Here is a 26362-nt window from a genome sequence, read left to right as displayed (position 1 = left end):
ATGGAATTAGATGTAATTACTAATATTTTATACGCCACTATTCGTACAGGCACCCCCTTATTGCTGGTGGCGCTGGGTGAAATGGTATGCGAAAAAAGCGGCACCTTAAATTTAGGGCAAGAAGGCATGATGCTCTTAGGCGCGGTGGCAGGGTTTATAACTATGTACCAATGCGACAACCTATTTATTGGTTTTACGGTAGCAGCTTTGGTCGGGGTTATGGCCTCACTTATTTTTGCTTTTGTAGCACTTAATTTAAATGCTAGCCAAGTAGCGGCAGGTTTAGCGCTGACTATTTTTGGTACAGGCCTTTCGGCATTTTTAGGTGCCGACTATGAGGGAAAAACCATTAACGCGTTACCTACTTTAGCAATTGCAGGGTTTGAGCATATTCCGGTTTTAGGCAAAGCGCTATTTTCGCAAGACGCCATTGTGTATTTAAGTTGGGGTTTAGTGCTTGGTGCGTATTTGTTTTTTAAATACCACAGAGCAGGGCTTGCAGTACGAGCTATTGGCGAAAACCCAAGTGTGGGTAATAACTTAGGATTACCTGTAATGCGTACACGTTATTTAGCCGTAATGTTTGGCGGCGCACTGGCTGGCATTGCGGGCGCATATTTGTCGTTGGCTTATACACCACTTTGGACTCAAAACATGACGGCAGGGCGAGGTTGGATAGCCCTTGCTTTAGTGGTGTTTGCAAGCTGGCGTATTGAGCGCGTAATGCTTGGCGCTTATTTATTTGGCTTTGCCAGCATTATGCACTTAGTGGCACAGGCTTTTGGGTGGGCTGTGGAGTCTAACTTACTGGCCATGTTGCCTTATGGTGCAACGCTTATAGTACTGATTATGCTCAGCAAAAATAAACAAAAATTAAAAATGTACGAACCCATGTGGCTAGGTAAGCCTTGGCACAAGGGTCATTAAATTAATTACAAAATCAATAAGGTAAATCACCTGCTTCAACAGGATATTAAAAAAATAACACGGAGAATAACAATGAAAAAACTTATAACAGCACTCGGGGTTGCATTGAGCTTAGGCATAAGCGCATCTGCTATTGCAAAAGATAGCGTAAAAGTTGGCTTTGTATATGTAAGCCCCATAGGTGAGGCCGGTTGGACTTATACACATGACTCTAGCCGCCACTACCTTGAAGAAAAGTTTGGCGACAAAATAGAAACTACTTTTGTCGAAAGCGTACCAGAAGGAGCGGATGCAGAGCGTGTTATTACGCAGCTGGCTAAAAGCGGGCACGATTTAATATTTACCACGTCGTTTGGCTACATGAACCCAACACTTAAAGTGGCTAAACGATTTCCTAATGTAAAGTTTGAGCATGCCACAGGCTATAAACGCGCAAAAAACGTAAGCACTTACTTTGATCGCATTTACGAAGGACGCTACCTAACAGGTGTTATTGCAGGGCACATGAGTAAAACCGACAGTATTGGTTATATTGCTGCGTTTCCTATTCCGGAGGTAATACGCGGTATAAATGCATTTACGCTTGGTTTGCGCTCAGTAAAGCCTAATGCAAAAGTAAAAGTAGTGTGGGTTAATAGCTGGTTTGATCCAGGTAAAGAGCGCGAAGCTGCCGATAGCCTAATAGATCAAGGCGTTGATATTATTACCCAACATACTGATTCGCCTGCACCACTGCAAGCAGCGCAAGCCGCTGGTATTTACGCTATTGGCTACCACTCAGATATGAGCGGATACGGTAGAAAAGCACATTTAACGGCAGCGGTTCATCACTGGGATGAATTTTATGCAGAGCGCGTACAGCAAGTACTTGACGATAAATGGCAATCACAAGATATATGGAAAGGGATAGGCTCAGGGATGACTCGCTTAGCGCCGCTAAGTAAAGACATTCCAAGTGATGTAGTAAGTGAAGTAAATGCTATTTCAGAGAAAATTGGTAAAGGTGAATTTCATCCATTTACTGGCCCTATAAAAAATCAGCAAGGTGAGCTGATTATTGATGCGGGTAAAACAATAGACGACAAAACGTTGTTGGGTATGGATTTTTATGTTGAGGGCGTTGAAGGGCAGCTTAAATAAGCCGTTAATGCAATAACAATGAGTTAATCACTTAGACAAATACAGTGGCTAACTCGCAAAACGTAGAGGTTTATATGTCAATAAATACAAGCTCGTCTGACGATATTATATATGCAGTTGATGACAAACCAGGCTTAACTGAATCATTTTTTGCCGCACTACAGCACGTACTCGCAAGCTTTGTAGGTATTATTACACCCACGCTTATTATTGGTGGTGTGCTTGGTTTAGCTGCTGAAATACCTTATTTAATTAGTATGGCATTATTTGTATCTGGTGTGGGCACGGTTATACAAGCGCGGCGTGTTGGCCCTGTGGGTTCAGGATTAATATGTGTGCAAGGTACAAGCTTTGCCTTTTTAGGGACTATTTTAGCAACAGGCTTTACCGTTAAAGCCACCGGAGGCAATAACGACGAGGTCCTTGCCACTATATTTGCAGTGTGCTTTTTGGCCGCTTTTGTTGAAGTATTTATTAGTTTTTTTATTAGTAAATTAGGCAAAATAATTAAGCCAGTAGTTACTGGTGTGGTCATCACTACTATTGGTATTTACCTAATTAAAGTAGGTATGACTGATATAGGTGGCGGGCAATGGCTACTTACTAATATGCCTGAAAAATTTGCTTCAACGAGCAACTTAATTGTTGGTTTTTCGGTTGTTGCTTTAGTGGTGCTGCTTAATGCAAGTAAAAACCAATGGGTGAGGCTAACGGCTGTGGTAGTTGCAATGATACTTGGCTGGTTACTTGCGTTTGTATTAGGTATCGCTAATTTTAAATTAGGTGAATTTGACCTAATTGCTATCCCACTGCCTTTTAAATACGGCTTTAATGTTGATTTTGGTGCACTCATAGCCTTTGGTTTTTTATACCTTATTACTGCAATTGAATCGACAGGCGATATTACTGCCAATTGTGCGGTTTCTAAGTTACCTGTTAGAGGACCTAGTTACTTAGCGCGTATTCGCGGCGGTATTTTAGGTGATGGCGTCAACTCGATGATTGCCGCCTTATTTAATACTTTTCCTAATACTACTTTTAGTCAAAACAACGGCGTTATTCAGCTAACTGGAGTTGCCAGCAGATATATTGGCCTGTGGATAGGCAGTATTTTAATCATTCTTGGTTTGTTTCCTGTGATTGGCGCTGTATTACAAAATATACCTAAACCTGTTTTGGGCGGTGCAACGCTTGTAATGTTTGGCACCGTAGCAGCCGCTGGGGTCAAAATACTCGCCAGCGAAAAAATAAATCGCAGAAGTTTACTTATTATTGCGGTGAGTTTGGGGCTCGGGCTAGGTGTTAGTTTTGTACCGGAGTTGTTTGCAAACGCACCTAAGTTAGTTACTGCCATATTTGGTAGTGCAGTGACGGTGTCGGGTATCACCGCAATAATAATGACGTTGGTACTACCAGAAAATTACTCAGCAAGTACGGATCATCTTAACTAAACTAATAAAAATCATAAAAGGGATTAACAATGAAAATCAAAACAATAAAAAAATTAGCATTAGTAACTGCAATTGCAATGTGCTCTACAGGTGTATCGGCTAAAGAGCTTTGGTCTGATTTTAGTATTACCGCAATGACAGGAGCCGACTACCTAGAGCCGTTTTCAGGGGAGGAAGATGATAGAAGTGTTGTTACTATAGAGCATGCATCGGGACATACATGGGGCAGTACGTTCTTCTTTATGGATAGGCTAAGTAATCCCGATGAAGTGTACGGTGAGCTAAACATAAACCCTACTCTTTACAAGCCACAAAATAGCTTTGTTAAAGAGGTGTTTTTAGGCCTACAAACAGAGTATGGCTCGGGAGATACGGATCAAAATAACTATTTATTAGGGGGCGGTGTATCACTTGATGTACCTGGCTTTCAATATTTTAATGTGGCTTATTATCGTCGCTTTCAAGATGATATAGGTATTCAACGTGAAGATAATAACCAAATAACAGTCACGTGGGGCTATAACAAAGGTAACTTTAGATACGATGGCTTTTTAGATATTGTAGATAGCACCGACACAATGTTTGGTAAAAGTGAAGGTGGCTTTAACTTTACCTCGCAGATTAAATACAATATTGCCCCTATGCTCGGCTTAGATACCACTCGTCTTGATGTGGGTATTGAGTATGTTTATTGGAAAAATAAATTTGGTGTAGATGGGCAAACCGAACATAATCCAAACTTACTAGTTAAATGGCATTTTTAACAGCAAATTGAATGGTATTTAATTAATAATTAAAGGCTACTTTTTAGTAGCTTTTTTATTTGATAATCTTAAATAATTGAATAGCTTAAATTAATTGTGTTAAATTACTTTTTAATAACACTATATGGATTTTTTGCATGGACTCTGAAATTGATTTTTCTACCTACACTTTAGATGAGCTTTACTCATCAGCGAGAGCTATAGATCGCGAAGCCTACCCAGATCGAGCAAAAGAAATAGACGACTTAATTGAAACGCGAGAAGCACAGAACCCATCTGAAAATATTGTATCAAAAGTAGCAGGAGAAAAAGCAACGCGCTCAGATAGGCTAGTGGCTGCTATTGTTGTTGGCGTTTTAGGTGTTGCTTGTTTTATACCTGTATTCATACTCGTAGGATTTGATAATTTAAGCCAACCAACACTTACTTTATCTGCAGGTTTGCTAGGTTATGGCATATTAAGCACGTTAGTGCTTCATGGTTACCTTATGTACCAACGCGGACAAACGATTGGTAAATCTTTAATGTCTATCCGTATTGAAAATTTAGATGGTACACAAGCAAGCTTTACTACAATTTACTTTAAACGCATGCTTTGTATGCAACTATTATCACTTGTCCCTTCGGTAGGTCAGTTTATAGCTGGTTTTGTTAATCCATTATTTATATTTGGAAAAGATAAACGATGTTTACATGATCATTTAGCGGGAACAAAAGTGAGTTATGTAGATTAATCAGGATATTAATTATGGCAGCTTTGCCTAGGCAAAAAAAACTACCCGGATTTAAAATAGTCTATAGTTTGGCTTTATCAGCATTATTTATTGTCATTTTGCTATTTTACATGGAAGTAATTAACGAAAAACCTTTATTGCATCAGTTTTTATATTTGTTTGGATTATCTTCTTTAGCAGTGGTTATTGAATGGCTATCTACAAATAATAAGCAATCACAAGCTATTGATATTGCCAATGGTGAATTTAAATTACTTGGTATAAATATAAAGGTGTCTGAGCTAGAAGAAGTACTTTACTGTCAAACGAAGCGGTTTGAGCATACCTTAAGGTTTAAATTTAGAGACGCGACTTACCGAGACATAGAAATATCAGCCCCTGACTTGATTGATGATTTGCGTTTTTATCACTTTATGGTTGGTAACGGTTTACCAGTAAAAATGACAGACGATACAGGGCGTTTTTTTGAGCGAACTTAACGTTACAGCAAGGAGCGAGTGATGATTAAAACAGCTTTTATGTTAGCAAGTGCGGTCTTTAGTGGATATTCACATGCAGACTCATTTGAAGGATGCTATTCAAGAACAGACAAAATAACTAGCGCGACCCCTATGCTCAACGACGATGGTAGCGAAAGTGATGAGCGTTTTAAATTAAAAACGAGCTATATAAATATATTTAAAAAAGACGATAAATATTTTACAGAAGGTCTTATCTGGGGCTTTAACTTTCATATTTGCACGATAACAGCACCGTTAGAAGGGGCGGCAGAACCATTACCTTTAGTACTAAAGGGTAAAAAATTGGTGTTTGAAGAGCAAGAGCCCGAATACGATATTAACTGTAAGTTTGAGCTAGAATTTGATGAGAATGGTTTGAATATTATGGATGAAAACTATCATTGCTCTAACTACATGTTTTACTGTGGAGTACACGCAAGTGTTAATAATATTCAATTAGTTAAAACGTCTAAAGGGTGCAATTAACAAAGCCATTTTTAATATTTTTTGGATTAGCTAGTTTGTATTTTAACTTGTTGGTATAGCTAAGAAGGACTTACCATGCGCAGTTTTTTATTATTTATAGGCTACTCATCTTATATTGGTAGTATGGGTGATAGTCTGCTTGGTTTATATGCCTTATGGGTTCTAATAAGTAATGAATTAGCGCTACTAAGCTTATCGCTTAATGACTTTTTAGCGCAGTATGTTGAGTTTATATTTTGGGTGAAGCGGGTCGCATTTTATGTAATGCCACAAGGCTTTGCCAATTGGTTATTTGGCCTACCAGCTATTATTTACTTTCCTGTACGTATATTAATGAGCTTAGTAATTGGTTGGTGGGCGCTTAAAAAGGCAGCACAGTTAAAAAGCTGAAGGGTAATTAATAATTAAAGGCTACTTTTTAGTAGCTTTTTTATTTGATAATCTTAAACAATTGAATAGCTTGAATTAGTTGTGTTAGATTGCTTTTTAATAACACTATATGACGGATTTTTTTCATGGACTCTGAAATAGATTTTTCTACCTACACTTTAGATGAGCTTTACTCATCAGCGAGAGCCTAATATTTTATTGCGGATATAATAGTGTATCAAACGCTGTTTGATTAGCAAAAGTTACAAAATGGCGTATTTCACTAAATTGGTAATATAATTAAAAAACCTTACCGATTTTTTTGACTAGTAACAAAGGATGATTATGAAAAACAACACACAGCTAATTTTAGCACTAGCGGCCTCTTTAATTTGTTACTCAACATATATTGTATTGATAGATAAACCTTTTAGTTTGCAAGCGCTTAACCTGTTTTTATTCCCCGTTATTTTATATTTTGTGTTTATTCGTTCGCGCAATGTTGAGCAAAGCCCGTTAAAGGCTGTACGCGTAGAGGGGCAAATATTATACGTTTATAAGCAAGTGTTTAATATTAACGATATTAACAAAGTTGTCATCGACAAAACTAAGAGGCACGGTGTATTTGCACTACCGTATAATCAAGTTGATGGTAAAACAACTGAGTTTATTTTCAATAAAGATGCGTTTGAATCTTTAAAATCCTACCTTTTACAAAACATTCCAAATGTAAAAATTATTGAATAAAGTAAAGAAGTGACAATGAATTTAAAGAGCATATATTATTCATTGGGTTTCTTACTGCGGCGAAAATCAATGAGGTGATAAATGAGAATATTTAGGAAAACAAACGAGTTTGATAAACTGTCGAGGTGTTACGCATGTATTAAATGTGGTACTTGGGTGAGCATAAAAGCCCAAAACTGTATGCAGTGCCAGCATAGTTTTACCAATAATGATAAAAGCTCAATGCAAACACTCTATAATCAAAATAAAGAACAAAACTGGCAACATGCAATATTGCCTATTATTTTTGTAATATTGGTAATAGCTTTATTGTTCATTTAATTTTTGCTTAAAATTTAAAAGTGCTCGACTGCAACTCTGTAACAAAATCCCTCTGTACTTTAACGTGTAAAAACTACCCATAATTAAAATAATTACTCTTGTTAATCCTTCACTAAATATCACATAGCTAACGTTTTTTAATAAATGAAATAAGCTTATAAATTTCAGTCACTTAAATTGTGGGTTTATTTATATTTACTCAGTTTTTTGGCACGTAAGTTGATACAACTCCTAATAAACTTTAAAAAGGAATTACCATGACTGCTGAATACTTTATGGTACTAGGGTTACTCGGTGTTGCATTTTTTGCTGTTGCAGGGGCATTGCTTGGGTATGAAAAAAACATTAGTGGCTTTGGCGTCGTAGTGGTTGCAACCGTTACAGCATTAGGGGGCGGTACCCTCAGAGATATACTTTTAAACAAACCGGTATTTTGGATTGCTACCCCAGAGTATTTATATTCAACCTATGGGGCCGTTATAGCAACAATTGCATTTATTCGATACTTACCGCGCGTTAATAACTACTACTTTTTATTGGTAGACGCTGTGGGTATGGCGTTATTTAATATTATGGGGATAGAAAAAGCACTCATTAATGGCTCTGGCATGGTGGTCGCAATTACCATGGGTATCACTACAGGTATATTTGGTGGTTTAATACGCGACGTAATTTGCCGTGAGGTGCCAACTGTTATGCGCAGCGAACCTTACGCCTCTGCGTGTTTAGCGGGTGGTGCAGTTTATGCCGCTTTATTTAGCCTTAATGTAGATTACATTTGGTGTATTTTAGGCTCATTTTTCACGACTATCTTTTTAAGATTAGGCTCTTTGCATTGGGGTTGGCATTTAACTATTTTCAGAAAAAAAGACTTCAGAGATCAAAGCGACTAATTTTAGTTACGAGTAGCTCGCGTTTGCATGTGGTACTCGTAATTATCCTCATCCGTTATAGTAAAACCCAGCCGCTTATAAAGTCCTAATGCTGGGTTGTTTTTAAGCACTGTGAGTTTAATGGGTTTTGACTGCGCATTTGTAATTACTTGTTCAATAACCGCTTTCCCATACCCTTTATTTTGGTGCAATGGATGTATTTGTAATTGCATTATTTCAACGTGTTGAGCGTGCGTTTGGTATTTTAAAGTACCAATTGGTACCTCATTTATAACTATAAGATGGGAGCAGTCATATTGATCATCAAGCCTTAAAACATGCTGTTGATCTGTTATACCAATCCGCAATAATACTTAATCATTTTGCGGGGCTAAACGTGTCGCTACCTGCGTTAAAAAATGCTCATTTAGAACAACTAAATAGCGAATTTTTTGCCTAGCTATCAACACGTTTTTCCAGCCTCAAAATAGATCACTTAATTAAGCGAATTGGTATTAAAAATAACCCGGCATTTTCTAAGTGTTCAATCATAGTTAGTTTTCTGAGGCTTAATAAGTAGTCTCTGTCTGAATATGCTGCTTTTATGAATTTAAAAACCATAGTGCTCCCTTGCAACAGCCTTAATGTTTATATTTGTAGAACTAATCAAAATAAGTGCGCAGTATTAAATGTGCAAGCCAAGCTAACAAAGGCAATACTACCAATACCCAAGTGCTTTCCACCAAAGCCCGCCAATAATTCCCCATACACTTAAATTAATAACGCTCATTATAAGGCCCATTACCCACCAGTCTTTTAACGATACATAGCCTGAGCCAAACACTATGGGTGATGTGCCTGTTGCGTAATGCGTTAACGACATCATCAGTGATGAAGCACCAGCTAACAGTAAACCTAAAAATAAAGGCGGAGCGCCAAGCGCTAAACCTGCGGCGTAAAATGCGGCAAACATAGCAGTAATATGTGCTGTGGTACTGGCAAAAAAGTAATGAGCGTAAAAATATACAGCTACCAATATAATGGCCGATACAATCCAGTCAAAGCCCAGTTGCGCAATATTGCTCTCAACAAGTGTTGAAAACCACGTTACCAAACCTAGTTTATTTAAAAAAGTGGCCATCATTACTAATGCTGAAAACCAAACAACGGTATCCCACGCAGACTTTTCTTTAAGTACATCGTCCCAACTTAATACACCAGTGACTAATAAAACCGACAAGCCTAAAAAAGCCACTGCGGTAGTATTAACCGCGTAGTCAGCCCCTAAAATCATTGCAGGTACGCCGGCCCATAAAACAAGCAACATAGCAAAAACACCCACCATTATTTTTTCGCCATAACTCATTGGGCCCATTTCAGTTAATTTAGATTCTGCGTAGGTTTTAGCGTCGGGCGTACTTTTAACTTCAGGTGGGTAAATGGCATAAACAACCAAAGGCACAAGGGTAATACATAGCAAACCAGGAACAAGCGCTGCCAGCGCCCATGTACTCCAAGTAATACTGATACTTGCACCGGTAGCATCAGCAATCAGCTTTACAATTAGCGGGTTTGGCGCAGTCGCTGTAATAAACATAGCTGATGTAATAGGGTTTATATGGTAGCTCACTAAAGCAAGGTAGTGCCCAATTTTACGAGAGGTGCCTTCCTCAGGGGACGAGCCAAAGCTTGTTGCTATCGACTTCATAATTGGGTGAATAATAGCGCCGCCTCGCGCGGTATTACTTGGCGTTACAGGTGCTATAACAAGTTCAGAAAGTGCGAGTGCATAGCCAATACCAACTGTTTTTTTACCAAAAAGAGAAATAAAATTATAGCCAATACGATTTCCCAGACCAGTTTTAGCTAAACCCCGAGAAATAATAATAGCAATACCAATCAACCAAATTAATGAATTAGAAAAGCCACTTAATGCATCTTTAATAGCGCCAGATGGGCTGTCATTAGTTACGCCGGTTAACGCAACAGAAGTAATAGCTAAAATAGCAATGGCGCCGATAGGCATTGCTTTACCAATAATGGCAACTACAGTACCAATAAATAAAGCGAGCAAATGCCATGCGTTTTCGGTAACACCTTGCGGAGGCGGTACAGCAAACCAAAGTAGTAAAACAATGGCTATAGAAATCAGTCCAGAGGTAACTCGAATATCAGTACCCTTCATTAAAAATGTCCCTAAGTTTTAGAAATGCATGCATTCTGTGTATTGAAAAGGCGACGTTATTCTACTTCATTTAATAATAAAAAAGATGACGCACATCATATGAATATTAGACTTATTTAATTTTATTAATAAAGAGGAAATAAACTATAAACTAAAGTGATTGATTACATTACCCGATGAGAGCTTACAGTGTGCTTAATTAACTCTGATTTTTAAGAGTTAGCTTGAATTGTTTTATGGGTTCGTAAGGTCTTTTTAAACCTCAACGAATACTTGGAAATACAATGAACTTAAAACTAACCAATAACGTGATTACTTTTTTATTAACGAGTAGCTTTTTACTACTTGGCTTGTCGTTTGCGTTAGGAGCAAACCCTAATACGTTAACGGCTACGTTTAGTTTTTATGGCGTTGATTCGCTAATGTCTGTATCTGCGTTAGGTTTAATTAGTGGCTCCTTTATGATTGCCTTAGCGTTTGCCACCGTGCTCGCTCGCCTTAAACTAATGAAACCTACACCAGTACTTTTACTTGCAGCAATTATAAGTTTAGTTGCATTACTTACCTTGTTTGCCAGTAACCGTTGGATGGCGCAACTTGGTGGCTTTCCAATCATTGGTAGCGGGCAGGGCATAATTAAATACTTTGCTGTAGTGCCTTTGTATGTATTTTTGTTTTATAAAGACAAACTTACCGACAAACAACACGTACTTTTAAACTTTATACCGGTTGCTATGGTTTTATTGTGGATTGGCGGCATGAAGTTTTATGAATTTGAAGCAAAAGGCATTGTAAGTTTAGTAGAAACCTCACCATTTATGTCGTGGTTATACACGGTATTTAGCGTACAAGGCGCGTCTAACATGATTGGCGGGTTTGATGTATTATTTGCTGTGTTATTGGGCTTAGGGCTATTTTTAAATAATAAAAAGCTAATTATTGTAAGTGGCTTAGCGTGTTTAAGCGTATTTATGATGACCCAAACATTCTTAATTACCGCAACCGGTGCATTTAGTTCATCCACTTTATTGGATCGTTTAGGGCAATTTGTAATTAAAGATTTGTGGTATATAGCCAACCTTGTTGTTATTGCTTTTTTAATGGTTTTTAAACCGACTAAATAAAGAGGACGTTATGATCAGTTGCAACCAATACGACTACATCGAAATTGCTTGTATGCACCATTTAAGCATTGAGCTTATATTAAAAAATGGTGATGGTGTATGCGGGATAGCAACTGACACAAAGCGCAATGCTAATAGAGACGAATGCATAGTTGTTAGCGTAAATAGCGAGTTGCAACTCATTGTGCTCACTACAATTAGTATACTTAAAGCGCGTGAGGAAAATCCATACTTTGACCATGTGAACTTTGATGTAAAGTAAACACTTTACTCATTCGTTTTTATCATAAATATCTCAGCGAGTCTGTATCAATCAATATGTTTATGGCTCGCTTATCTAACCAATGCTTTAGCTAATTACGTGCTAAATACATAAAGCCAAAATTTTCCTATTACTTTCTTTTATTCTTTACTCGAGTTTTTCCACCGAACAAGTCTAAACGCCAACTATTAAGTGTATAAAAATGCTAAACCAGTATAAGTAAGCCTCAATAAGCCTTAGCTAGCCCTTAGTATCCGTCCGTTTGTTAATTATTGTTGTAAAGGTAACTACATAAATAAAGCTCTATTTTTATTTTGTCCAATAACATTATTAAACACCGTTTTGGTGAAAAATTACAAAGGGGTTTTTGTAACATATTTAATTACTTGTTTACATTGAAGTTGTTTAGTGGAATTATTGAACACTGTAATATACGCCGTTTTGGGGTGCTATAAATCCCCAAAGTGGTGTCTAATAAGCAGATTAGTTTTAAATCTGACCAAGGAGTAGGTTTCATGAAAAAGCTCATATTACTAAGCAAAACCTCAATATTGTTTTGCTTAGTATCAAGTAGTGCCTTTGCTACGCCTAAGGTAAATATAAATACGGAGTATTACTCAATACATGGTTCAACGGCTAATGAGCTAAGAAATGAAATGAATACTAAAAGCTCTATTAAGCAATCGGGAAACACCTACGATGCTTATACTTCTTGGTTTGTTAATTGGCGCTTTAACTGGAATGAAAGTAATGGTCTGTGCTCTATGACGAGTGTTAAAAGTACTGTCAAAGTTAATTTCACTCTTCCCAAGTGGGAGAATAGTAATAGTGCAAAGGTAAACCTAAAAAAGCGTTGGGCACATTATTACAATGCACTAATTGCTCACGAAAATGGCCATAAAGACTTTGGTATTAATGCAGCTAAAGAGATTGAAAATCGTCTGTCAGTTTTAGCAGCAAAAAGTTGCTCTAGTTTAAAAAGTAAAGCCAATAGTCTTGGTAAAAAGATTATTGATAAATACGTAGTGCTTGAAAAAAAGTATGATAAAAATACTAATCATGGAATGAAAAATGGGGCTGTATTTCCATAAAACATAACAGCACGCCCAGGGGGGGACAGCAAGCACCAAAGCTCACTTTTCACCGCAAATTTTAATAGTGGTGATCCCTTACTTTTCAATGCTGTTAAGTAAGTTGATTCGTCGTAAGGCGTGTGTGTTTTCCAGCACCTAAATAGTATTCGTATCCACTTAAATGCCAATGAAGTGATGATGGTATTATGAGGCTTTCCTATGGTTTCTTGCTGCCAACTATCGTGGTCAATTAACGGTGCTTTAGCCCAAAATAAATAACGCACAGATAATCCTGCTCATTCTAGAAAGAGTAAAAAAGGTACCCACACTAAATTTTTCAGTAATACCTTCCAAAACGCCAATTAAAACAACACCAAACACTTCTTTATATGTTGCGTAAAAGCACAGTAATAGATTGAACCAAAATAGGAACTCAGCTATGGTTTGTTTATCAATAAAAATAAATAAAAAAACGAGTTAATCTACAGGCTCGTTATGTAACTACGTGAGGAGAGATGATGAACAAGGAAACTATAGGGAAATACGTCGCAGTTTTGGGTTTATTGCTTTTCTGGGCACCACTTTGGGGAATTGTTGATTCGTATTTAATTATGTCCTCTTCATTTCAAGAGATAACGCTGTTTGGAAATAATGAACCTAAAATATCACAAGAAGAAATGTCATCAACAGCTTTGTCTACAGTAACAGGGTTCATCTTATTTTTAGTTGCACTTTGCTTTTTAACATTTTCCGTTGTGGGCTTAAACTATCGAACTGAGTGGCTTTTTTGGGTACTAATAATATATTCAACATTGTTACTCTTCATGTTCCCTGTTGGCACAGTGCTAGGAGTAACTGTGCTGGCAGCGCTAGTTTTGAACAGGAAAAAATTTGGACTTGACGGTGACGTTACATAACAAAACCATTAACCGGATTTGTGCAAGAGCGCCACAAATCGGTTATGGCAGGCGTTAGCTTTCTAAGAAGGTTTCGAGTTGAGAACAATATTTAGCTTTATTTTAGCCTCTTTAATTGTTGCATTTTTAGCGCCAATGGCAATTGAAATGAAATTTACTATTATGCCTTTTGGTATATTTATTTGGACGTTAATAGTTGTTCTAATTTTGGTTCCAGTAACAGCATTTCCCATTTATAAATTTATCACTAAAAGCTGTGGTTATTCGCTAAATACAGTGCTCAAATCTTCAGTTATATCTACTTGCTTAGTTTCTTTCTTTTTTGTTTTCCCTTCAGGTTTAGATAGCTCAATTATTAATGATAAGGTATTGGTCGAAAATGGTTCAATTACGTTAATAGGTTATGGATATAGCTTTTTACAATTGTTTTTATTTTCTATAGTAGGTCTTGTTGCTGGTATTGTATTTTACGTTTCAAAAATAGAGTTAAACAAAAGCTAAAGAGTTAGGATGAAATTCATTCTAATCTTTACATAAATAATAAATAATATCAGCTGGTTAGGTTTTATTTGTCACGCAAAAAGCTGAACTACAATGAAAGAAAGAGTAAAAAGCCAACCACGCTAAACTTTCCCGTAATACCTTCCAAAACGCCAATTAAAACAATAGCTAACTATTTTATATTCCACGTAAAAATACAGTAATCAATTGAACCAAAATAGGAACTCAGTTATGGTTTATTTATCAATAAAAATAAATAAAATACGAGTTAATCTACAGGCTCGTTATGCATTAAGGAGAGTCAGTGCGCATATTTTTTATATTGTTAATTGTCTCTTTAACGTCATGTAGTAAAAACATTGATTCAGCTTTGACCGATAAAGAGCTTGAGACCAAATTCTCTGAGCACAAACTGCAATACAATCAGCTACGCGAAATGATCACTGATGACTCAAAGTTTCTCCAAAAATTTAAGGTTGGAAATGATCGCTTAGGTGAATATCAGTTATATGATAAGGGATGGGCAAAGCAATATGGCTATTATGTATCATTCGTGCGTATTTTATCAGAGTATAAGCTTACGCAAACACGATACCTTGAATATTTAAATCTGTTATCGGTCGTTGGAGCTTCAGAAATAGAACTATATAAAGGTAATATTTTTGTTACATTATCGTCTTCTGGTTTTGTTTTCGGCGGTTGTCTAAGTCAGATTATTTACAGCCCGAATAATTTAAAACTTGAAAGACCATCGTGGGCGCAAGTTTATTACCAAGCAAAAATCACTGACAATTGGGGCGGTGAAACCAAGTGCAATTAATGCATAACAAGTTGTTAAACAAGGACAAAAAATAGTTGGTTTTGCTCCTTCGTCGCTAATTTTAACCAACTATTTTTTGCCTGTTTTACGGGTTCCAAATGCATTTCCTAATGCTTTAAAAACGCTTAGAGTTAATTACAGGAATTCATTTTTTAATTGAATTTGGTTGTTGGAGTTATACTACAGCCTCGTTAGCTATATGTATCAGACTCTGGGGTAAACTTAACAAATGGATTTACAAGAAAGTTATAGTGAAGACCCAAAACTGTTAGAGTCATGGCTAGCAACAATTGGAATGCTAACTATATTTTGGTCTCCAATTGAGCGTAGAGTAGATCAATGTGTGCATTTACTACATTCAAACCTGCCGAAATCTAGCAACAAAAATAAACCGGGAAGTCTACAAAGAAAGCTTGAGTTTATTACATGTCATCTTCCAGATAATGTAGCTAATAAAGACCAGATACTCTCACTAGTTAAGAACACAAAAAACACGGTACAAATTCGCGATGTTTGTGTGCATGGTGTTCTTGAGTCATATGACCAAAATGAGATGAAAATCAGTAAAATAGATGGCAAAAAATCAGAGTATGCGACAGAAATATTTACAATAGATAGTAAGCGCTTAAACATATCGGCACAAAGCCTAACTAATTTGAGTAAAGATTGGGAACTAATAGTAAACTTGCTAATTCAGGGACACGAAAAATAGCTAACAAGAGATTAAACAAAGCCAAAAATAGCTGGTTTTTGCTTTTTCACCCTAATCTTAGATAACAACCTTACGGCCTATTTATTCGGCATAAGTAAAAAAGGAATTTAAATTTGCTATTCGATTGGTTTAGCTCTGAAAAGCCAAATGTTTATTTGGGATCGTTAGCTGTAGCTAATAGCAGCCATTTTTCTAAGGTAGAGTCGTTTTTTTATATAACGGGCGATTCACTACAAGATCATATGCACAAGAAGCTTGAAGATATTTTTTGTCTTCACAGCATTTCGTCTATTAAAGAGCCTAAAAAGTCAGATATTGGTTTAGATGTTGTTATAGTTACTTTGCATGGTGGTGATGCATTCACTATAGATTTTGATACAGCTATTATTCCGCTATTTTGGCGACCAAAAGTTAAGTTAGTATCGCGCTTGTATAATATTAAACATAATAAGACGATTAAAACGTTCAGCGTTTCTAAATCTGTTACGTGGCGCGAATTCATAGCTAAAAAATTTAGCTTAAGAGGCTTTTTTCGTTGGGGCCCTTTGTATCATAACGAAGACATGGAAATACTGTTGTATAAAGCATGCTACGAGTTATTAAATAAAATGCGAAAGGCTATTTAACCAGTAGCCAATAAGAATAATTAAGATAAGGTAAAAATACATTTTGCTCTTGGTGAACATTACTACAAACAAAATAGGAACTCAGCTCTGGTTTGTTTATCAATAAAAACAAATAAAAAACGAGTTAATCTACAGGCTCATTATTTTTTCGAACATCGAGGATATTTATGGAAATTGAATATATTTGGGGTGTTTTAGCGGTTATTGCAGTTTTATTTATATTAATATTTGGTAACTCAATACCTAAACATGGCAGTGTAACTGAAGGTGATGTTATTGTTGCTTTAAAATCAGGTCATAAAGTTAGAGCAATAAAATATTATAGATCTGTTCATGGTGTAAGTTTGAAAGAAGCTAAAGATGCCATTGAAAAATTAACTTCAAAACATGCCCTGAAGTGAGGCCCAAGTAAAATTCAGCCATTAATTGCAAGTTTTAAAAGTTGTGAGCCTCTTCGTTTTTCCACCACCTAAATACAACCCTTATCCATTTGAATACCAGCGATCTAATAATAAATTGCGCTATCCCCGCTTATTTCACTTCAGCGATATCATTAAACGCGCGCAATTTCCCTTAAAACCAATACCCTAAAAAAATAATTATGGGAGGTCCTATAGTCAAATAACAATATTTTAGTAAACGCTAGTTCATATTGCGTCACGTAATATCCATACAGAACTTTAAGTTAAACATACGTTCGTGCAGCGTTCCCATTTTTATTTGACTCAATTTATTGGATATTCTTTTTATGAAATTAAAGTTATTTATCGCAATTATTTTTAGCACTTCGATGTCGTCTTACGCGACAGAAGCAGTAGATAAAACGCAGTTTTCATTCGAAGACTTAAAAGCGCTGGCAAAAGCCTCAGCTGAAAAGCCCTATACGCCAACTGCAGTACCAGCCCCTGAGCTTATCGATAAAATTACCTATGACGAACACTGGAAAATACGTTTTAAAGAAGATGAAACCTTATACCCAAGTGGAAAAAAGGCTCCCGTACAGTTATTTTACCCTGGCCGATATTTTCCAGAGCCAGTAAGTATTTACATCAGAGACGATAAAAATCAGGTTCAAAATGTACCTTTTAGTAATGATGTTTTTGATATGCCTGATGACAGCCCAGCTCACGATCTCCCAGAAGGGTTTGGATTTGCAGGTTTTAGAATAATGCGCCCAGATATGAAACCCGATTGGATATCTTTTTTAGGCGCGTCTTATTTTCGTACCGACGGGCCAGAGGGGCAATATGGACTGTCGGCTCGAGGTATTGCAATTAATACGGGCATGAATCAACCAGAAGAGTTTCCGCGCTTTTCTGCATTTTGGATTGGCCCCGCAGAGAAAAAAGGTGAAAGTGTGTCTGTTTGGGCATTGCTTGAAGGGCCTTCTATCACTGGTGCTTATCGATTTGGTTTAAGTAAAGATAACAAAGAAGCCAAAGGCCATATTACCTCAGTGAGCGCTAATTTGTATATGCGCGCCGATGTTGAACGCTTAGGCGTGGCACCGTTAACCAGTATGTATTGGTACTCACAAAAAGATAAAACAGAAGCTAAAGATTGGCGCCCAGAAATTCACGACAGCGATGGCCTGGCGATCCACACAGGAACGGGTCAATACGTTTGGCGCCCATTAAATAATCCTCAGTCGGTGTCGACCAATAGCTTTATTGATGAGAACCCAAAAGGGTTTGGTTTAATCCAAAGAGATCGTGACTTTAATAACTACCAAGACGATGGCGTATTTTACAATAAGCGTTCATCAGCGTGGATTAAACCTACTGACGATTGGGGAAAAGGCGCAGTACAGTTAATCGAAATTCCTACAAAAGATGAAACGTTCGACAATATTGTTGCCTATTGGGTGCCCGAAAAAGAGGCGCGCAAAGGTGATGAGTTTACCTTTTCTTATGATATTGAATGGCGTCCACTCGATCCAAAATCAAAAACGCTTGCAAGCGTTGTAAATACTCGCCAAGGCTTAGGCGGAATTCCCGGCCAGCCAATTCCTGAAGGCGTTAACAAAATGGTGATTGATTTTGAAGGTCCAGTATTTAAAGGCTTAGATAACAAAAGTGGTATAAAGCCGATTGTTGAAGCCAGCAACGGTGAAATACTAGAACCTATTGGAGTTTATCCGGTAGTTGGTACAAACCAATGGCGATTAGCGTTTGACTACAAACAAGCTAACAACAATCCGGTGAACATACGCGCGTATTTAGTTGATAAAAATGATGAAGCTATAACTGAAACATGGGTAAGTGATGCAAAGGTAACGATTAAATAAGCATTAAAGTAAAACGGGTGGCTATATTTTGATTTTCTGTCAATTATAGCCACCATAATGTCTTTTAAAACGCCAATCAAAACACCATTAAAACTCCCTTTTATATCCCACGTAAAATACAGTAATCGATTGAATCAAAATATGAACTCGGCTATGGTTTGTTTATCAATAAAAATAAAAAAACAAGTTAACCTGCAGCTTGTTAGCTGTTTCGAGGGATTGTATGTTTTTTTTGAGTAAATTATTTTGTTGGGAGCGAGGCCGACAAAAATCAGGCTACGATAAAATGTTGATTTGTGGTGCTACGTGGCCAATTAAATTTGATACATATTTGCTTAAATTCCCACAAGGAAGTGAAATAGCACCACACACAGACAAAGTTGAATCTGGTAAACACTATCGATTGAATATAGTGCTTAAAAAAGCAGATTTGGGTGGTGAGTTTATTTGCAGTGATCCGATATTTGAAACAAAGCGGGTTAAGCTATTCCGCCCTGATGTAAGTGAGCATCAGGTATCAAAAATTATAAAAGGTAGTCGATATTTACTCAGCATTGGGTGGATAAAAGGGAGCTCTAAATGCTAGATTTAAGACCTAATTGTGAATGTTGTGATAAGAATCTACCTGCACAGTCCACAGAGGCTTTTATTTGTTCATTTGAATGCACATTTTGTTCTGGCTGTGCTCAAACGGTATTAAATAACGTGTGCCCAAACTGCTCAGGTAATTTGGTTCAGCGGCCAATTCGCCCTTTGGCTGCACTAAAAAATTACCCAGCATCGACTAAGCGGGTGTTAAAAGAAAGTGCTTTTGCGCCAAGCGCTTAAGAGCACAAAGTATAATAATTACATTTCTGGATATGGAGATCTGATGAGAAAATCCTTTGAATTTACTGTTAAGTCAATCAAAGTTAAAATAATTAACACTTGGTTTAGTGGTGCTAAATTATATGTGAATGGTGACTTACGAGATACTGACAAAACTTTGTTAGCTATTAGGAATAATACTTTACTATCTGCGAATTTAGGTGAGTTGGGTGTTCTAGAAATCAAGCCATTATCGGGTTTAATTACCGTCGAAATGGATGCATATTTGGTTAATGGTACAAACATTCAACATGTATATAGCTCACATAAACGCCTTAGCCTAAAAGAGCAAAGGGCAGCCCGATAAAGCTACTTTAAATAACGTATATTCCTGCATTTACCTGCCTTCAGTAATAACCTCCAAATGACTTTGAGGAGGTTTAAGCCCCTAAGCATACCTAGTTAATATACTTGGTTTACTCGATTACCTTAAATCACTCACACTCTTTCACATAAAGTAAAAGCGCGCTGTACATTACACTGAGTGCCTTTGTTACATCGCTGTCGATAACCGCTTCTGCTGGGTGATGGCTTATACCGCCAGGGCTTCGTATAAACAACATGCCAACGGGGCAAATTGGAGCGATTGCCATTGCATCGTGCCCTGCGCCTGAGGCAAGTGAAGGCGATGCTTGGTTATTGAGTTTACATGCGCTTGAAAATAAATGCTGAATAGTGGTGTCGCACGCTACGGCATCGGCGGCATGCGTCCATTGCCAATCAAGCGTTAAATTGCGTTTGCTTGCTATAGATTGAGCGCTGTTTTGTATGGCGCTTAGTAAGTTAGCGAGATCGGTGTCGCTTTGTGCGCGTGCGTCTAGGCTTATGGTTGTTTTACCTGCAATCACGTTTGTAGCCCCAGGGCGAGACTGTATTTGCCCAACGGTGGCAACTTCGCCATTTTTAGCATTACTTGCTAGTTTTTCAATTTCGGTTACTAATTCAGCGCAGCCTGCTAGTGAATCCTGCCTCAAGTTCATTGGGGTTGTACCCGCATGACCGCTTTGGCCTGTTAGGGTAAGCATGGCGCGCTTTGCTCCTGCGATTGCAGTTACAACCCCTAACGCCTGATTAACCGATTCGAGTACAGGACCTTGTTCAATATGAGTTTCCCAGTAACCTAGTAATTCGTTTTTGTTTAGTGCGGCCTTTGCATAGTCGTTGGGGTTTAAACCAAAGTCCAGCATGGCTTGGCGCATAGTTATGCCGTTTGTGTCTTCAATGTTTAGCCACTGTGGGTCAAATTCGTTAGCGAGGGCTTTTGAGCCAATTAAAGTTGTGGCAAAGCGGGTGCCTTCTTCATCGCAAAAGCCCACTACATCTAAATGAAAGGGCAGGTCGAGCTTTAACTTATGTGCAAGCGCGGCAATTTCTATCCCTAGTAGTACACCTAAAATACCATCAAACGCACCTGCGTTTGGTACGGTGTCTAGGTGCGATCCTATAATTAAACGTTTAGCATGTGGGTTAGATGATTTTAGTCGCCCCCAAAGGTTGCCCACTTCGTCTTGCCACGATTGCATGCCTGCCTCAACCATCCACGATGCAGTAACAGCATTACACTCTTTGTGCTCTTTTGATAAGTACACGCGGTGAATACCGCCTTGCATTTGCGATAGTGCGCTGAGGGTTTTACAGCGAGATAAAGCGCGTGTTGCGTATTCATCAGCAAGCTCTTTATCTAATAAAGGGCTGTGTTGTGGGCTTACAATCGTCATGCTAAATCCTTTTTTTATTTATAGTGAGCAAGGGCGGCAATGGCGGCTTCGCCTTTAGGGCCTTTGTAACCGTTGGCATGTAGGCAAGCGTCTAAGCTTGCAAGTGTTTGTAATACAGCATCTTTACGTGCGTTGTAACCCATGGTGCCAATACGCCAAATTTTGCCATGCAGTGGTCCAAATGAGGTGCCAATTTCTATTCCAAAATCGGTTAGCATTTGTCCGCGTACGTGATCGGCATTAATGCCCTCGGGTATATACACACCCAGTACGTTGTTCATTTTATGTGTTAAATCACCAAATACATTTAAGCCGAGCGCTTGAATACCCGTTAGCATGGCATCGCCATGTAATTTGTGGCGCGCTACGCAGTTATCCACGCCTTCTTCAATAACAATGCGAGCACATTCTGAGGCGCAATACAGCATGCTGGTGGCTTCGGTGTGGTGGTTGAGGCGCTCCTCTCCCCAGTAATTCATGATCATGCCTAAATCAAAGTAGTTTGAGCGTACAAATGGCTCGGTGCCGTCGGTATGGTCGGCCGTGCGAATACCTGCTTCTACCTTTTTACGTTTTTGGATCCACTCGGCGCATTTGTCGCTAAGCGTTAATGGCGCAGACCCAGAAGGACCGCCTAAACATTTTTGCAGGCCAACAGAAAGTGCATCGAGTTTCCATTCATCGGCAGGAAGTTCGTTACCCACAATAGAGGCGGTGGCATCGCAGTAAAATAGTACATCGTGCTTTTGGCAAATATCGCCAATATGCTCAAGAGGTTGGTTCATGGTGGTGGATGTATCGCCTTGTACCATAGCAAGTACATGGGGTTTTACATCAACAATGGCTTTTTCGATTTGCTCTGGCGTAAACACTTCGCCCCACGGTACTTCTATTGTGTGCACCTTTGCGCCAACGCGTTCTGCTATTTCAGCAAGTAGGTGGCCAAAGCGCCCCATAATTGGCACAAGTACTTTATCGCCTGGGCGTAAAATTGAGCATAATACGGCTTCAATCCCTGCGCGCGATGTGCCATCTATTAGCATGGTCCATTCGTTTTTAGTTTTAAAAATTTCGCGGTAACGTGCCATGGTTTCGTTCATAAAACCGGTCATTACTGGGTCGTATTGGCCTATAAGCTGCGCCGACATAGCACGTAAAACACGAGGGTCGGCATTAATTGGGCCTGGTCCCATTAATAAACGCTGTGGTGGGTTTAAGGTTTGAACTTGCGTGTTATTAAACATATTTTAGGCTCCCAGAGTCTGAATAAGCATGCGTATGCCGGTTATCATTAAGACAACGGCAAAGGCGCGTTTTAGTTGTTTTTGATCCAGCTTGCTACCAATTTTTACGCCAATAGGCGCAAATAAAATAGTTAGCGGAATAATAAGAAAAAAGGCAGGGAGGTTAACCAACCCCCACGTACCTAGGGGAGCATCGGTTGGCGTTGTGCCAATACTTAATAAGGTAATAACGCCAGGTAGCGCAATCAATAAACCAAAAACGGCCGCAGTACCTACTGCAACATGAGCACGTACATTAAATGCGTTTAGCATAGGTACGCCAATAGTGCCGCCGCCTATGCCAATCATTACCGACAAACCACCTACAATACTTGCCATAACGCCTTGACCAAATTTACCTGGTAGTTGTTTTACAAGCGCGGGTGCGCCGGCTCTAAATAGCATGTTTAAACTGACTAAAATAGCAATACAGGCAAACATAAGTACCAGTGCATTACCGCGTATTGAGTGCGCTAAGTAGCTGCCTACAACGGCCATAACTAAAATAAATGGTGCCCAGTATTTTATTAGCGCAAGGTCAATATTCCCTTTGCTATGATGCGAGCGAATAGATGAAAGCGAAGTAGGTACTATGGTTGCAAGTGATGTAGCGGTGGCTATCATCATTGCCGACTCTGGGCTTACGCCAAAACCTTGCAGTAAAAAATACAGCACAGGGACGATAACAATACCGCCGCCTACACCAAAAAGTCCTGCTAAAATACCGGCAAAAACACCGGTTGCTATTAAGGCTACTATAATTGGCCATTGATTTATTATTTCTGACATTGTGTTCCTGCTGTAGTTACTGTTGCACGTCCATCTGAACGAGGATCTGTTGCAGCTTCAAGGCTTGTAGGTGTATCTAAAATAGCCCCAGCGTGCCCCATCATTTCGTTATTATTATCAACGCTTACCCAATCGTGGTCACGTTGATTTAATTCATGTTCTATATGAAAAACTAACTCTTTTTCAATTTTTAAATTTGTACTCGTATCGCCCCATGTGCGTCCAAGTAACCAACGAGGGTCGCTAATTGCTTGTTTTATAGATTTATTTCGCCACGCGTAGCCTGCAAAAACAGCGGCTTGAGTTTGTGGCTGCCCTTCACCGCCCATTGTTCCGTAAGCAAGTCGACGACCATCGCTAAACTTGGCCAGTGCAGGGTTAAGTGTATGAGCGGGCTTTTTATTTGGCGCAAGGACGTTGGTATCTTGATTGTTTAAACTAAAGCTTAAACCACGGTTATTCCACACAAAGCCGCCTTCACTCATTAATATTCCGCTGCCAAATTCCCAGTAAATACTTTGAATAAAGCTGACTAATTGCCCGTTTTTATCTCTGGCTGCCATCCACACAGTATCGCCAGGCTCTGCGTTAAATGGCCATTTTTTGGCTTTACTCATATCAATATTGTTAGCAAGTTCGCCTAAGCGATTATCGGTTAGTGCGTTTTTATAATCGTCTCCTAATGCTTCAGGGTCAGCCCAAAGGGTAGGGCGATGGGTAAAGCTTTGTTTAGTTGCCTCAACAATTAAATGTGTCCAGTCGGCATCGGTTTTAGCTAAATGCTTTAACTTATTTACGGCACCAATTATTTGTAGTGAATGCACGCCCTGTGTTGGCGCGGGTAAGTTGTAGCAATCAATACCACTGAGGTTTGCATTTAGCGCAGTAACTACCTCGGCTTTAGTATTTGCAATGTCACCTGCGGTGATTGAGCTGCCTGCTTTTGCTAAGTCGGCGGCAAATGAGTTGGCAAGTGCGCCTTCATAAAATGCGTTTAAACCATGCTTTGCTAGGTATTCAAACGTTGCTGCAAGTTTAGGATTTTTAAAATGCTGGCCTGCTTGTAAGGGCTTGCCATTGGGTATGTAGAGGTTTTTAAACGCGTCATTGGTATTGTTAGCAGCGGCTAGCTTTTCGCAGCCTGCTTGCAGGCTTTTTGTAACGGTAAAGCCCTCGCGCGCAAGTTCAATAGCGGGTGCTAAAATTTGTGACAGTGGTAGTGCCGCATGCTCATCTAGTTCAAGCGCTTTTTGCCAGCCGCGTATTGTGCCCGCTTGAGTAAGTGCGCTTAATCCGCCGCGCTCTGGTATTTGCGTGAGCGTGTTATAGGGCGTTGTATTAGTTGCTGCGCGGCCGCAGGCATCAATAGCAGTGGGCGTTTTTTGATTTGGGTTATCGATAAGCCAAAAGCTGTCGCCACCAATTGAGTTCATATGTGGGTATACAACGCTAATAGCAGCGGCAGCCGCTACCATAGCCTCGGTAGCTGTACCGCCTTGTTTTAGTATATTTATACCCGCCTCTGTTGCCGAAAAATGAGACGCGGTAAATGCAATGTTGTGTGTGGTCATGCCGGTGTGTCCTGTTTAAAGTGTGCAGCTAGGTGCTTAACGCAAGCAAGTAGGCTTTTATCGTTACCGTGGCTCATCATTAATGAAAAACCATACGGATGATCATTTGCTAAATCAGCCAGCGGTAAATGCACTTGCGCTGAGCCACTAAGCCCTGCAATTGCCGAAAGCGTAATAATTTGCATGCGTAAGGCGCTTGTGTCGGCGCCTAATTTAGGTGCGGTTGTAGGTGTGGTTGGCAAAAATAAACAGCTGTTTGTATTTAGGTTTTTAGCTATTAGTGTTTGCCATTGGGTTTGTACTTTTAGTGCTTCTTGTTCTTCTTGATCAGTTAGGGCAAGCGCCATATTAAAACGTGCCGCAATTGCTGGAGCAAACTGGGGAAGTTGCCCCTGCAATTGAAGCCAATCTTTATGCGTTTTTGCGATTGCTCGCCCTTGCAGTACTCTAAAACTATCAGCAAGTTCATTTAATAAGTTGCTGTTAGGTAGTTCAAATTCTTTATGGTGCTTAAAATTAGGCTTGGTTTTTTCAAGCAATTGTTTAAGTGGGGCTTGTAAAGCAGAGTCAACGAGTTCAAATAACGGCTCGCAAATAACTAAGGTATCAACGTTATTAATAGCTTGATTTGGTAGCAGTACATTACCTACATCGCTTAATAGCTCAGCGCTTTGGGTAAACCAACCTATGGTATCAAAAGGGGGAGCCAGCGGTATTAGGCCGTCTTTTTCAATCACGTTATGGCTTGGCCTTATGCCATATAAACCACAATAGCTGGCGGGTATTCTAATTGAGCCGCCGGTGTCGGTGCCTAAGCCAATATCAGCTAAGTTAGCAGCAACTGCAGCAGCAGACCCCATACTCGAACCACCGCAAGCATGCCCTTTTAATTTAGGATTTTGCGCAGCGCCATAATGTATATTATTACCCTCTAAGCTATAAGCCAGTTCGTCAGTATGGGTAAAGCCTATAAAGTTACAACCAGCGGTCATGAGCTTATTAACTGAGCTTGCCGTATTTTGAGCCGGTTTAGCTGTTTTAAACCAGTGTGGGTTGCCTGCGCTGTTACGCTCGCCCTTTACTGCAAATACATCTTTTACAGCTAAGCGATTGTTTGCAAGCACTCCAGACTGGCTTGTTTGCCACAGGGTAGGACCGTGATTGCAAAATATACCTTTGTTGTTTTTTTTATCACTCATTTGCAGCTCATTATTATAAAACTGACCAAGTACTTACTTATTAAGTTAAGAGTGATTAAAAAGCGGGCTGGTTATTATTATTATTATGAATACCAATTTTATTAAAAACATGATCAT

General features: G+C 38.9%; 30 protein-coding genes. 23 read left to right on the top strand and 7 right to left on the bottom strand.

The annotated features are described in order from the left end of the window. The 10 genes from QMA08_RS09355 (at nucleotide 1) to QMA08_RS09310 (ending at nucleotide 8332) form a co-directional block, all read left to right on the top strand. A complete protein-coding gene (locus QMA08_RS09355) occupies nucleotides 1-927 on the top strand; it encodes an ABC transporter permease (RefSeq protein WP_024591976.1) in 927 nt (308 codons plus the stop codon). Nucleotides 928-999: 72 nt separating this feature from the next. Further along, the gene (locus QMA08_RS09350) at nucleotides 1000-2067 is read left to right on the top strand and encodes a BMP family ABC transporter substrate-binding protein (RefSeq protein WP_154902968.1); all 1068 of its coding nucleotides are present in this window, start codon (nucleotides 1000-1002) and stop codon (nucleotides 2065-2067) included. A gap of 74 nt (nucleotides 2068-2141) precedes the next feature. Beyond that, a complete protein-coding gene (locus tag QMA08_RS09345) occupies nucleotides 2142-3518 on the top strand; it encodes a nucleobase:cation symporter-2 family protein (protein ID WP_290174304.1) in 1377 nt (458 codons plus the stop codon). A 29-nt stretch (nucleotides 3519-3547) separates the two neighbouring features. Next, complete coding sequence (locus tag QMA08_RS09340) at nucleotides 3548-4282, top strand: DUF5020 family protein (protein WP_290174303.1); 735 nt, start codon at nucleotides 3548-3550, stop codon at nucleotides 4280-4282. 137 nt (nucleotides 4283-4419) lie between these two features. Continuing rightward, nucleotides 4420-5016 carry an RDD family protein gene (locus QMA08_RS09335; protein WP_290174301.1) on the top strand — a complete coding sequence of 199 codons (597 nt, stop codon included), beginning with the start codon at nucleotides 4420-4422 and terminating at the stop codon, nucleotides 5014-5016. 14 nt (nucleotides 5017-5030) lie between these two features. After that, on the top strand, nucleotides 5031-5495 hold the full coding sequence (locus tag QMA08_RS09330) for a hypothetical protein (protein WP_290174300.1): 465 nt from the start codon (nucleotides 5031-5033) through the stop codon (nucleotides 5493-5495). 21 nt (nucleotides 5496-5516) lie between these two features. Then, the gene (locus QMA08_RS09325; protein ID WP_238719422.1) at nucleotides 5517-6002 is read left to right on the top strand and encodes a hypothetical protein; all 486 of its coding nucleotides are present in this window, start codon (nucleotides 5517-5519) and stop codon (nucleotides 6000-6002) included. A gap of 75 nt (nucleotides 6003-6077) precedes the next feature. After that, complete coding sequence (locus QMA08_RS09320) at nucleotides 6078-6392, top strand: hypothetical protein (protein ID WP_182756195.1); 315 nt, start codon at nucleotides 6078-6080, stop codon at nucleotides 6390-6392. Nucleotides 6393-6716: 324 nt separating this feature from the next. Then, a complete protein-coding gene (locus QMA08_RS09315) occupies nucleotides 6717-7118 on the top strand; it encodes a hypothetical protein (protein ID WP_024595034.1) in 402 nt (133 codons plus the stop codon). Nucleotides 7119-7696: 578 nt separating this feature from the next. Continuing rightward, nucleotides 7697-8332 carry a trimeric intracellular cation channel family protein gene (locus QMA08_RS09310; RefSeq protein ID WP_004334621.1) on the top strand — a complete coding sequence of 212 codons (636 nt, stop codon included), beginning with the start codon at nucleotides 7697-7699 and terminating at the stop codon, nucleotides 8330-8332. 2 nt (nucleotides 8333-8334) lie between these two features. Here the strand turns inward: QMA08_RS09310 and QMA08_RS09305 are convergent, their stop codons facing one another. Together QMA08_RS09305 and QMA08_RS09300 are read right to left on the bottom strand one after the other, a co-directional pair. After that, complete coding sequence (locus QMA08_RS09305) at nucleotides 8335-8679, bottom strand: GNAT family N-acetyltransferase (RefSeq protein ID WP_197120541.1); 345 nt, start codon at nucleotides 8677-8679, stop codon at nucleotides 8335-8337. Between the two features lie 350 nt (nucleotides 8680-9029). After that, on the bottom strand, nucleotides 9030-10496 hold the full coding sequence (locus QMA08_RS09300) for a DASS family sodium-coupled anion symporter (RefSeq protein WP_290174296.1): 1467 nt from the start codon (nucleotides 10494-10496) through the stop codon (nucleotides 9030-9032). A 284-nt stretch (nucleotides 10497-10780) separates the two neighbouring features. On the opposite strand from QMA08_RS09300, the gene QMA08_RS09295 reads away from it, so the two are divergent. The 13 genes from QMA08_RS09295 (at nucleotide 10781) to QMA08_RS09235 (ending at nucleotide 19992) form a co-directional block, all read left to right on the top strand. After that, the gene (locus QMA08_RS09295; RefSeq protein WP_290174294.1) at nucleotides 10781-11620 is read left to right on the top strand and encodes a DUF417 family protein; all 840 of its coding nucleotides are present in this window, start codon (nucleotides 10781-10783) and stop codon (nucleotides 11618-11620) included. A gap of 10 nt (nucleotides 11621-11630) precedes the next feature. After that, nucleotides 11631-11882, top strand: coding sequence for a Rho-binding antiterminator (locus QMA08_RS09290; protein ID WP_004334632.1), 252 nt, complete (start codon nucleotides 11631-11633; stop codon nucleotides 11880-11882). Nucleotides 11883-12397: 515 nt separating this feature from the next. Further along, the gene (locus QMA08_RS09285) at nucleotides 12398-12973 is read left to right on the top strand and encodes a DUF922 domain-containing protein (protein ID WP_290174292.1); all 576 of its coding nucleotides are present in this window, start codon (nucleotides 12398-12400) and stop codon (nucleotides 12971-12973) included. A 500-nt stretch (nucleotides 12974-13473) separates the two neighbouring features. Further along, complete coding sequence (locus QMA08_RS09280) at nucleotides 13474-13872, top strand: hypothetical protein (protein WP_138490280.1); 399 nt, start codon at nucleotides 13474-13476, stop codon at nucleotides 13870-13872. 78 nt (nucleotides 13873-13950) lie between these two features. Next, nucleotides 13951-14373: a hypothetical protein gene (locus QMA08_RS09275; protein ID WP_138490281.1), complete on the top strand. Its 423-nt coding sequence runs from the start codon at nucleotides 13951-13953 to the stop codon at nucleotides 14371-14373. Nucleotides 14374-14677: 304 nt separating this feature from the next. Continuing rightward, entirely contained in the window at nucleotides 14678-15193 is a 516-nt protein-coding gene (locus tag QMA08_RS09270) for a hypothetical protein (protein WP_290174290.1), read from the top strand. 229 nt (nucleotides 15194-15422) lie between these two features. After that, nucleotides 15423-15905 carry a hypothetical protein gene (locus QMA08_RS09265; protein ID WP_290174289.1) on the top strand — a complete coding sequence of 161 codons (483 nt, stop codon included), beginning with the start codon at nucleotides 15423-15425 and terminating at the stop codon, nucleotides 15903-15905. A gap of 113 nt (nucleotides 15906-16018) precedes the next feature. After that, on the top strand, nucleotides 16019-16531 hold the full coding sequence (locus QMA08_RS09260; protein ID WP_033038241.1) for a hypothetical protein: 513 nt from the start codon (nucleotides 16019-16021) through the stop codon (nucleotides 16529-16531). Nucleotides 16532-16698: 167 nt separating this feature from the next. Continuing rightward, entirely contained in the window at nucleotides 16699-16932 is a 234-nt protein-coding gene (locus QMA08_RS09255; protein ID WP_182675012.1) for a hypothetical protein, read from the top strand. A 347-nt stretch (nucleotides 16933-17279) separates the two neighbouring features. Next, nucleotides 17280-18818 carry a glucan biosynthesis protein gene (locus QMA08_RS09250; protein ID WP_290174286.1) on the top strand — a complete coding sequence of 513 codons (1539 nt, stop codon included), beginning with the start codon at nucleotides 17280-17282 and terminating at the stop codon, nucleotides 18816-18818. Nucleotides 18819-19041: 223 nt separating this feature from the next. After that, the gene (locus QMA08_RS09245; RefSeq protein WP_290174285.1) at nucleotides 19042-19404 is read left to right on the top strand and encodes a 2OG-Fe(II) oxygenase; all 363 of its coding nucleotides are present in this window, start codon (nucleotides 19042-19044) and stop codon (nucleotides 19402-19404) included. Beyond that, the gene (locus tag QMA08_RS09240) at nucleotides 19398-19646 is read left to right on the top strand and encodes a DUF1272 domain-containing protein (RefSeq protein ID WP_272451834.1); all 249 of its coding nucleotides are present in this window, start codon (nucleotides 19398-19400) and stop codon (nucleotides 19644-19646) included. Before QMA08_RS09245 ends, QMA08_RS09240 begins: the two co-directional genes overlap by 7 nt. 43 nt (nucleotides 19647-19689) lie before the next feature. Continuing rightward, the gene (locus QMA08_RS09235; protein ID WP_024596154.1) at nucleotides 19690-19992 is read left to right on the top strand and encodes a hypothetical protein; all 303 of its coding nucleotides are present in this window, start codon (nucleotides 19690-19692) and stop codon (nucleotides 19990-19992) included. A 127-nt stretch (nucleotides 19993-20119) separates the two neighbouring features. Here the strand turns inward: QMA08_RS09235 and QMA08_RS09230 are convergent, their stop codons facing one another. From QMA08_RS09230 to QMA08_RS09210, 5 genes are read right to left on the bottom strand one after another with little or no spacing between them, the layout of a single operon-like run. Then, nucleotides 20120-21403 carry an allantoate amidohydrolase gene (locus QMA08_RS09230; RefSeq protein ID WP_290174283.1) on the bottom strand — a complete coding sequence of 428 codons (1284 nt, stop codon included), beginning with the start codon at nucleotides 21401-21403 and terminating at the stop codon, nucleotides 20120-20122. A gap of 14 nt (nucleotides 21404-21417) precedes the next feature. Then, nucleotides 21418-22647, bottom strand: a complete 1230-nt coding sequence (locus tag QMA08_RS09225) for an alanine--glyoxylate aminotransferase family protein (RefSeq protein ID WP_004334657.1) — start codon at nucleotides 22645-22647, stop codon at nucleotides 21418-21420. Between the two features lie 3 nt (nucleotides 22648-22650). Further along, nucleotides 22651-23475 carry a sulfite exporter TauE/SafE family protein gene (locus tag QMA08_RS09220; protein WP_004334658.1) on the bottom strand — a complete coding sequence of 275 codons (825 nt, stop codon included), beginning with the start codon at nucleotides 23473-23475 and terminating at the stop codon, nucleotides 22651-22653. Beyond that, complete coding sequence (locus QMA08_RS09215) at nucleotides 23463-25046, bottom strand: gamma-glutamyltransferase (protein WP_290174280.1); 1584 nt, start codon at nucleotides 25044-25046, stop codon at nucleotides 23463-23465. The genes QMA08_RS09220 and QMA08_RS09215 overlap by 13 nt, the downstream gene beginning before the upstream one ends. After that, on the bottom strand, nucleotides 25043-26245 hold the full coding sequence (locus QMA08_RS09210; protein WP_290174278.1) for an amidase family protein: 1203 nt from the start codon (nucleotides 26243-26245) through the stop codon (nucleotides 25043-25045). The genes QMA08_RS09215 and QMA08_RS09210 overlap by 4 nt, the downstream gene beginning before the upstream one ends. Nucleotides 26246-26362: the final 117 nt, after the last annotated feature.

Source organism: Pseudoalteromonas sp. APC 3355 (genome assembly GCF_030407615.1).
Lineage (GTDB): Bacteria > Pseudomonadota > Gammaproteobacteria > Enterobacterales > Alteromonadaceae > Pseudoalteromonas > Pseudoalteromonas distincta.
The sequence above is the reverse complement of the archived record's forward strand: the minus strand, read 5'-3'. Positions and strand labels throughout refer to the sequence as shown.

What these genes read in the sequence shown, in the direction of transcription:
- QMA08_RS09335 (WP_290174301.1), top strand. Translation starts at nt 4,420, where the DNA reads ATGGACTCTGAAATTGATTTTTCTACCTACACTTTAGATGAGCTTTAC.
- QMA08_RS09290 (WP_004334632.1), top strand. Translation starts at nt 11,631, where the DNA reads ATGATCAGTTGCAACCAATACGACTACATCGAAATTGCTTGTATGCAC.
- QMA08_RS09330 (WP_290174300.1), top strand. Translation starts at nt 5,031, where the DNA reads ATGGCAGCTTTGCCTAGGCAAAAAAAACTACCCGGATTTAAAATAGTC.
- QMA08_RS09250 (WP_290174286.1), top strand. Translation starts at nt 17,280, where the DNA reads ATGAAATTAAAGTTATTTATCGCAATTATTTTTAGCACTTCGATGTCG.
- QMA08_RS09300 (WP_290174296.1), bottom strand. Translation starts at nt 10,496, where the DNA reads ATGAAGGGTACTGATATTCGAGTTACCTCTGGACTGATTTCTATAGCC.
- QMA08_RS09225 (WP_004334657.1), bottom strand. Translation starts at nt 22,647, where the DNA reads ATGTTTAATAACACGCAAGTTCAAACCTTAAACCCACCACAGCGTTTA.
- QMA08_RS09245 (WP_290174285.1), top strand. Translation starts at nt 19,042, where the DNA reads ATGTTTTTTTTGAGTAAATTATTTTGTTGGGAGCGAGGCCGACAAAAA.
- QMA08_RS09215 (WP_290174280.1), bottom strand. Translation starts at nt 25,046, where the DNA reads ATGACCACACACAACATTGCATTTACCGCGTCTCATTTTTCGGCAACA.
- QMA08_RS09310 (WP_004334621.1), top strand. Translation starts at nt 7,697, where the DNA reads ATGACTGCTGAATACTTTATGGTACTAGGGTTACTCGGTGTTGCATTT.
- QMA08_RS09285 (WP_290174292.1), top strand. Translation starts at nt 12,398, where the DNA reads ATGAAAAAGCTCATATTACTAAGCAAAACCTCAATATTGTTTTGCTTA.
- QMA08_RS09320 (WP_182756195.1), top strand. Translation starts at nt 6,078, where the DNA reads ATGCGCAGTTTTTTATTATTTATAGGCTACTCATCTTATATTGGTAGT.
- QMA08_RS09355 (WP_024591976.1), top strand. Translation starts at nt 1, where the DNA reads ATGGAATTAGATGTAATTACTAATATTTTATACGCCACTATTCGTACA.
- QMA08_RS09255 (WP_182675012.1), top strand. Translation starts at nt 16,699, where the DNA reads ATGGAAATTGAATATATTTGGGGTGTTTTAGCGGTTATTGCAGTTTTA.
- QMA08_RS09230 (WP_290174283.1), bottom strand. Translation starts at nt 21,403, where the DNA reads ATGACGATTGTAAGCCCACAACACAGCCCTTTATTAGATAAAGAGCTT.
- QMA08_RS09350 (WP_154902968.1), top strand. Translation starts at nt 1,000, where the DNA reads ATGAAAAAACTTATAACAGCACTCGGGGTTGCATTGAGCTTAGGCATA.
- QMA08_RS09340 (WP_290174303.1), top strand. Translation starts at nt 3,548, where the DNA reads ATGAAAATCAAAACAATAAAAAAATTAGCATTAGTAACTGCAATTGCA.
- QMA08_RS09265 (WP_290174289.1), top strand. Translation starts at nt 15,423, where the DNA reads ATGGATTTACAAGAAAGTTATAGTGAAGACCCAAAACTGTTAGAGTCA.
- QMA08_RS09280 (WP_138490280.1), top strand. Translation starts at nt 13,474, where the DNA reads ATGAACAAGGAAACTATAGGGAAATACGTCGCAGTTTTGGGTTTATTG.
- QMA08_RS09325 (WP_238719422.1), top strand. Translation starts at nt 5,517, where the DNA reads ATGATTAAAACAGCTTTTATGTTAGCAAGTGCGGTCTTTAGTGGATAT.
- QMA08_RS09235 (WP_024596154.1), top strand. Translation starts at nt 19,690, where the DNA reads ATGAGAAAATCCTTTGAATTTACTGTTAAGTCAATCAAAGTTAAAATA.
- QMA08_RS09240 (WP_272451834.1), top strand. Translation starts at nt 19,398, where the DNA reads ATGCTAGATTTAAGACCTAATTGTGAATGTTGTGATAAGAATCTACCT.
- QMA08_RS09210 (WP_290174278.1), bottom strand. Translation starts at nt 26,245, where the DNA reads ATGAGTGATAAAAAAAACAACAAAGGTATATTTTGCAATCACGGTCCT.
- QMA08_RS09345 (WP_290174304.1), top strand. Translation starts at nt 2,142, where the DNA reads ATGTCAATAAATACAAGCTCGTCTGACGATATTATATATGCAGTTGAT.
- QMA08_RS09295 (WP_290174294.1), top strand. Translation starts at nt 10,781, where the DNA reads ATGAACTTAAAACTAACCAATAACGTGATTACTTTTTTATTAACGAGT.
- QMA08_RS09220 (WP_004334658.1), bottom strand. Translation starts at nt 23,475, where the DNA reads ATGTCAGAAATAATAAATCAATGGCCAATTATAGTAGCCTTAATAGCA.
- QMA08_RS09315 (WP_024595034.1), top strand. Translation starts at nt 6,717, where the DNA reads ATGAAAAACAACACACAGCTAATTTTAGCACTAGCGGCCTCTTTAATT.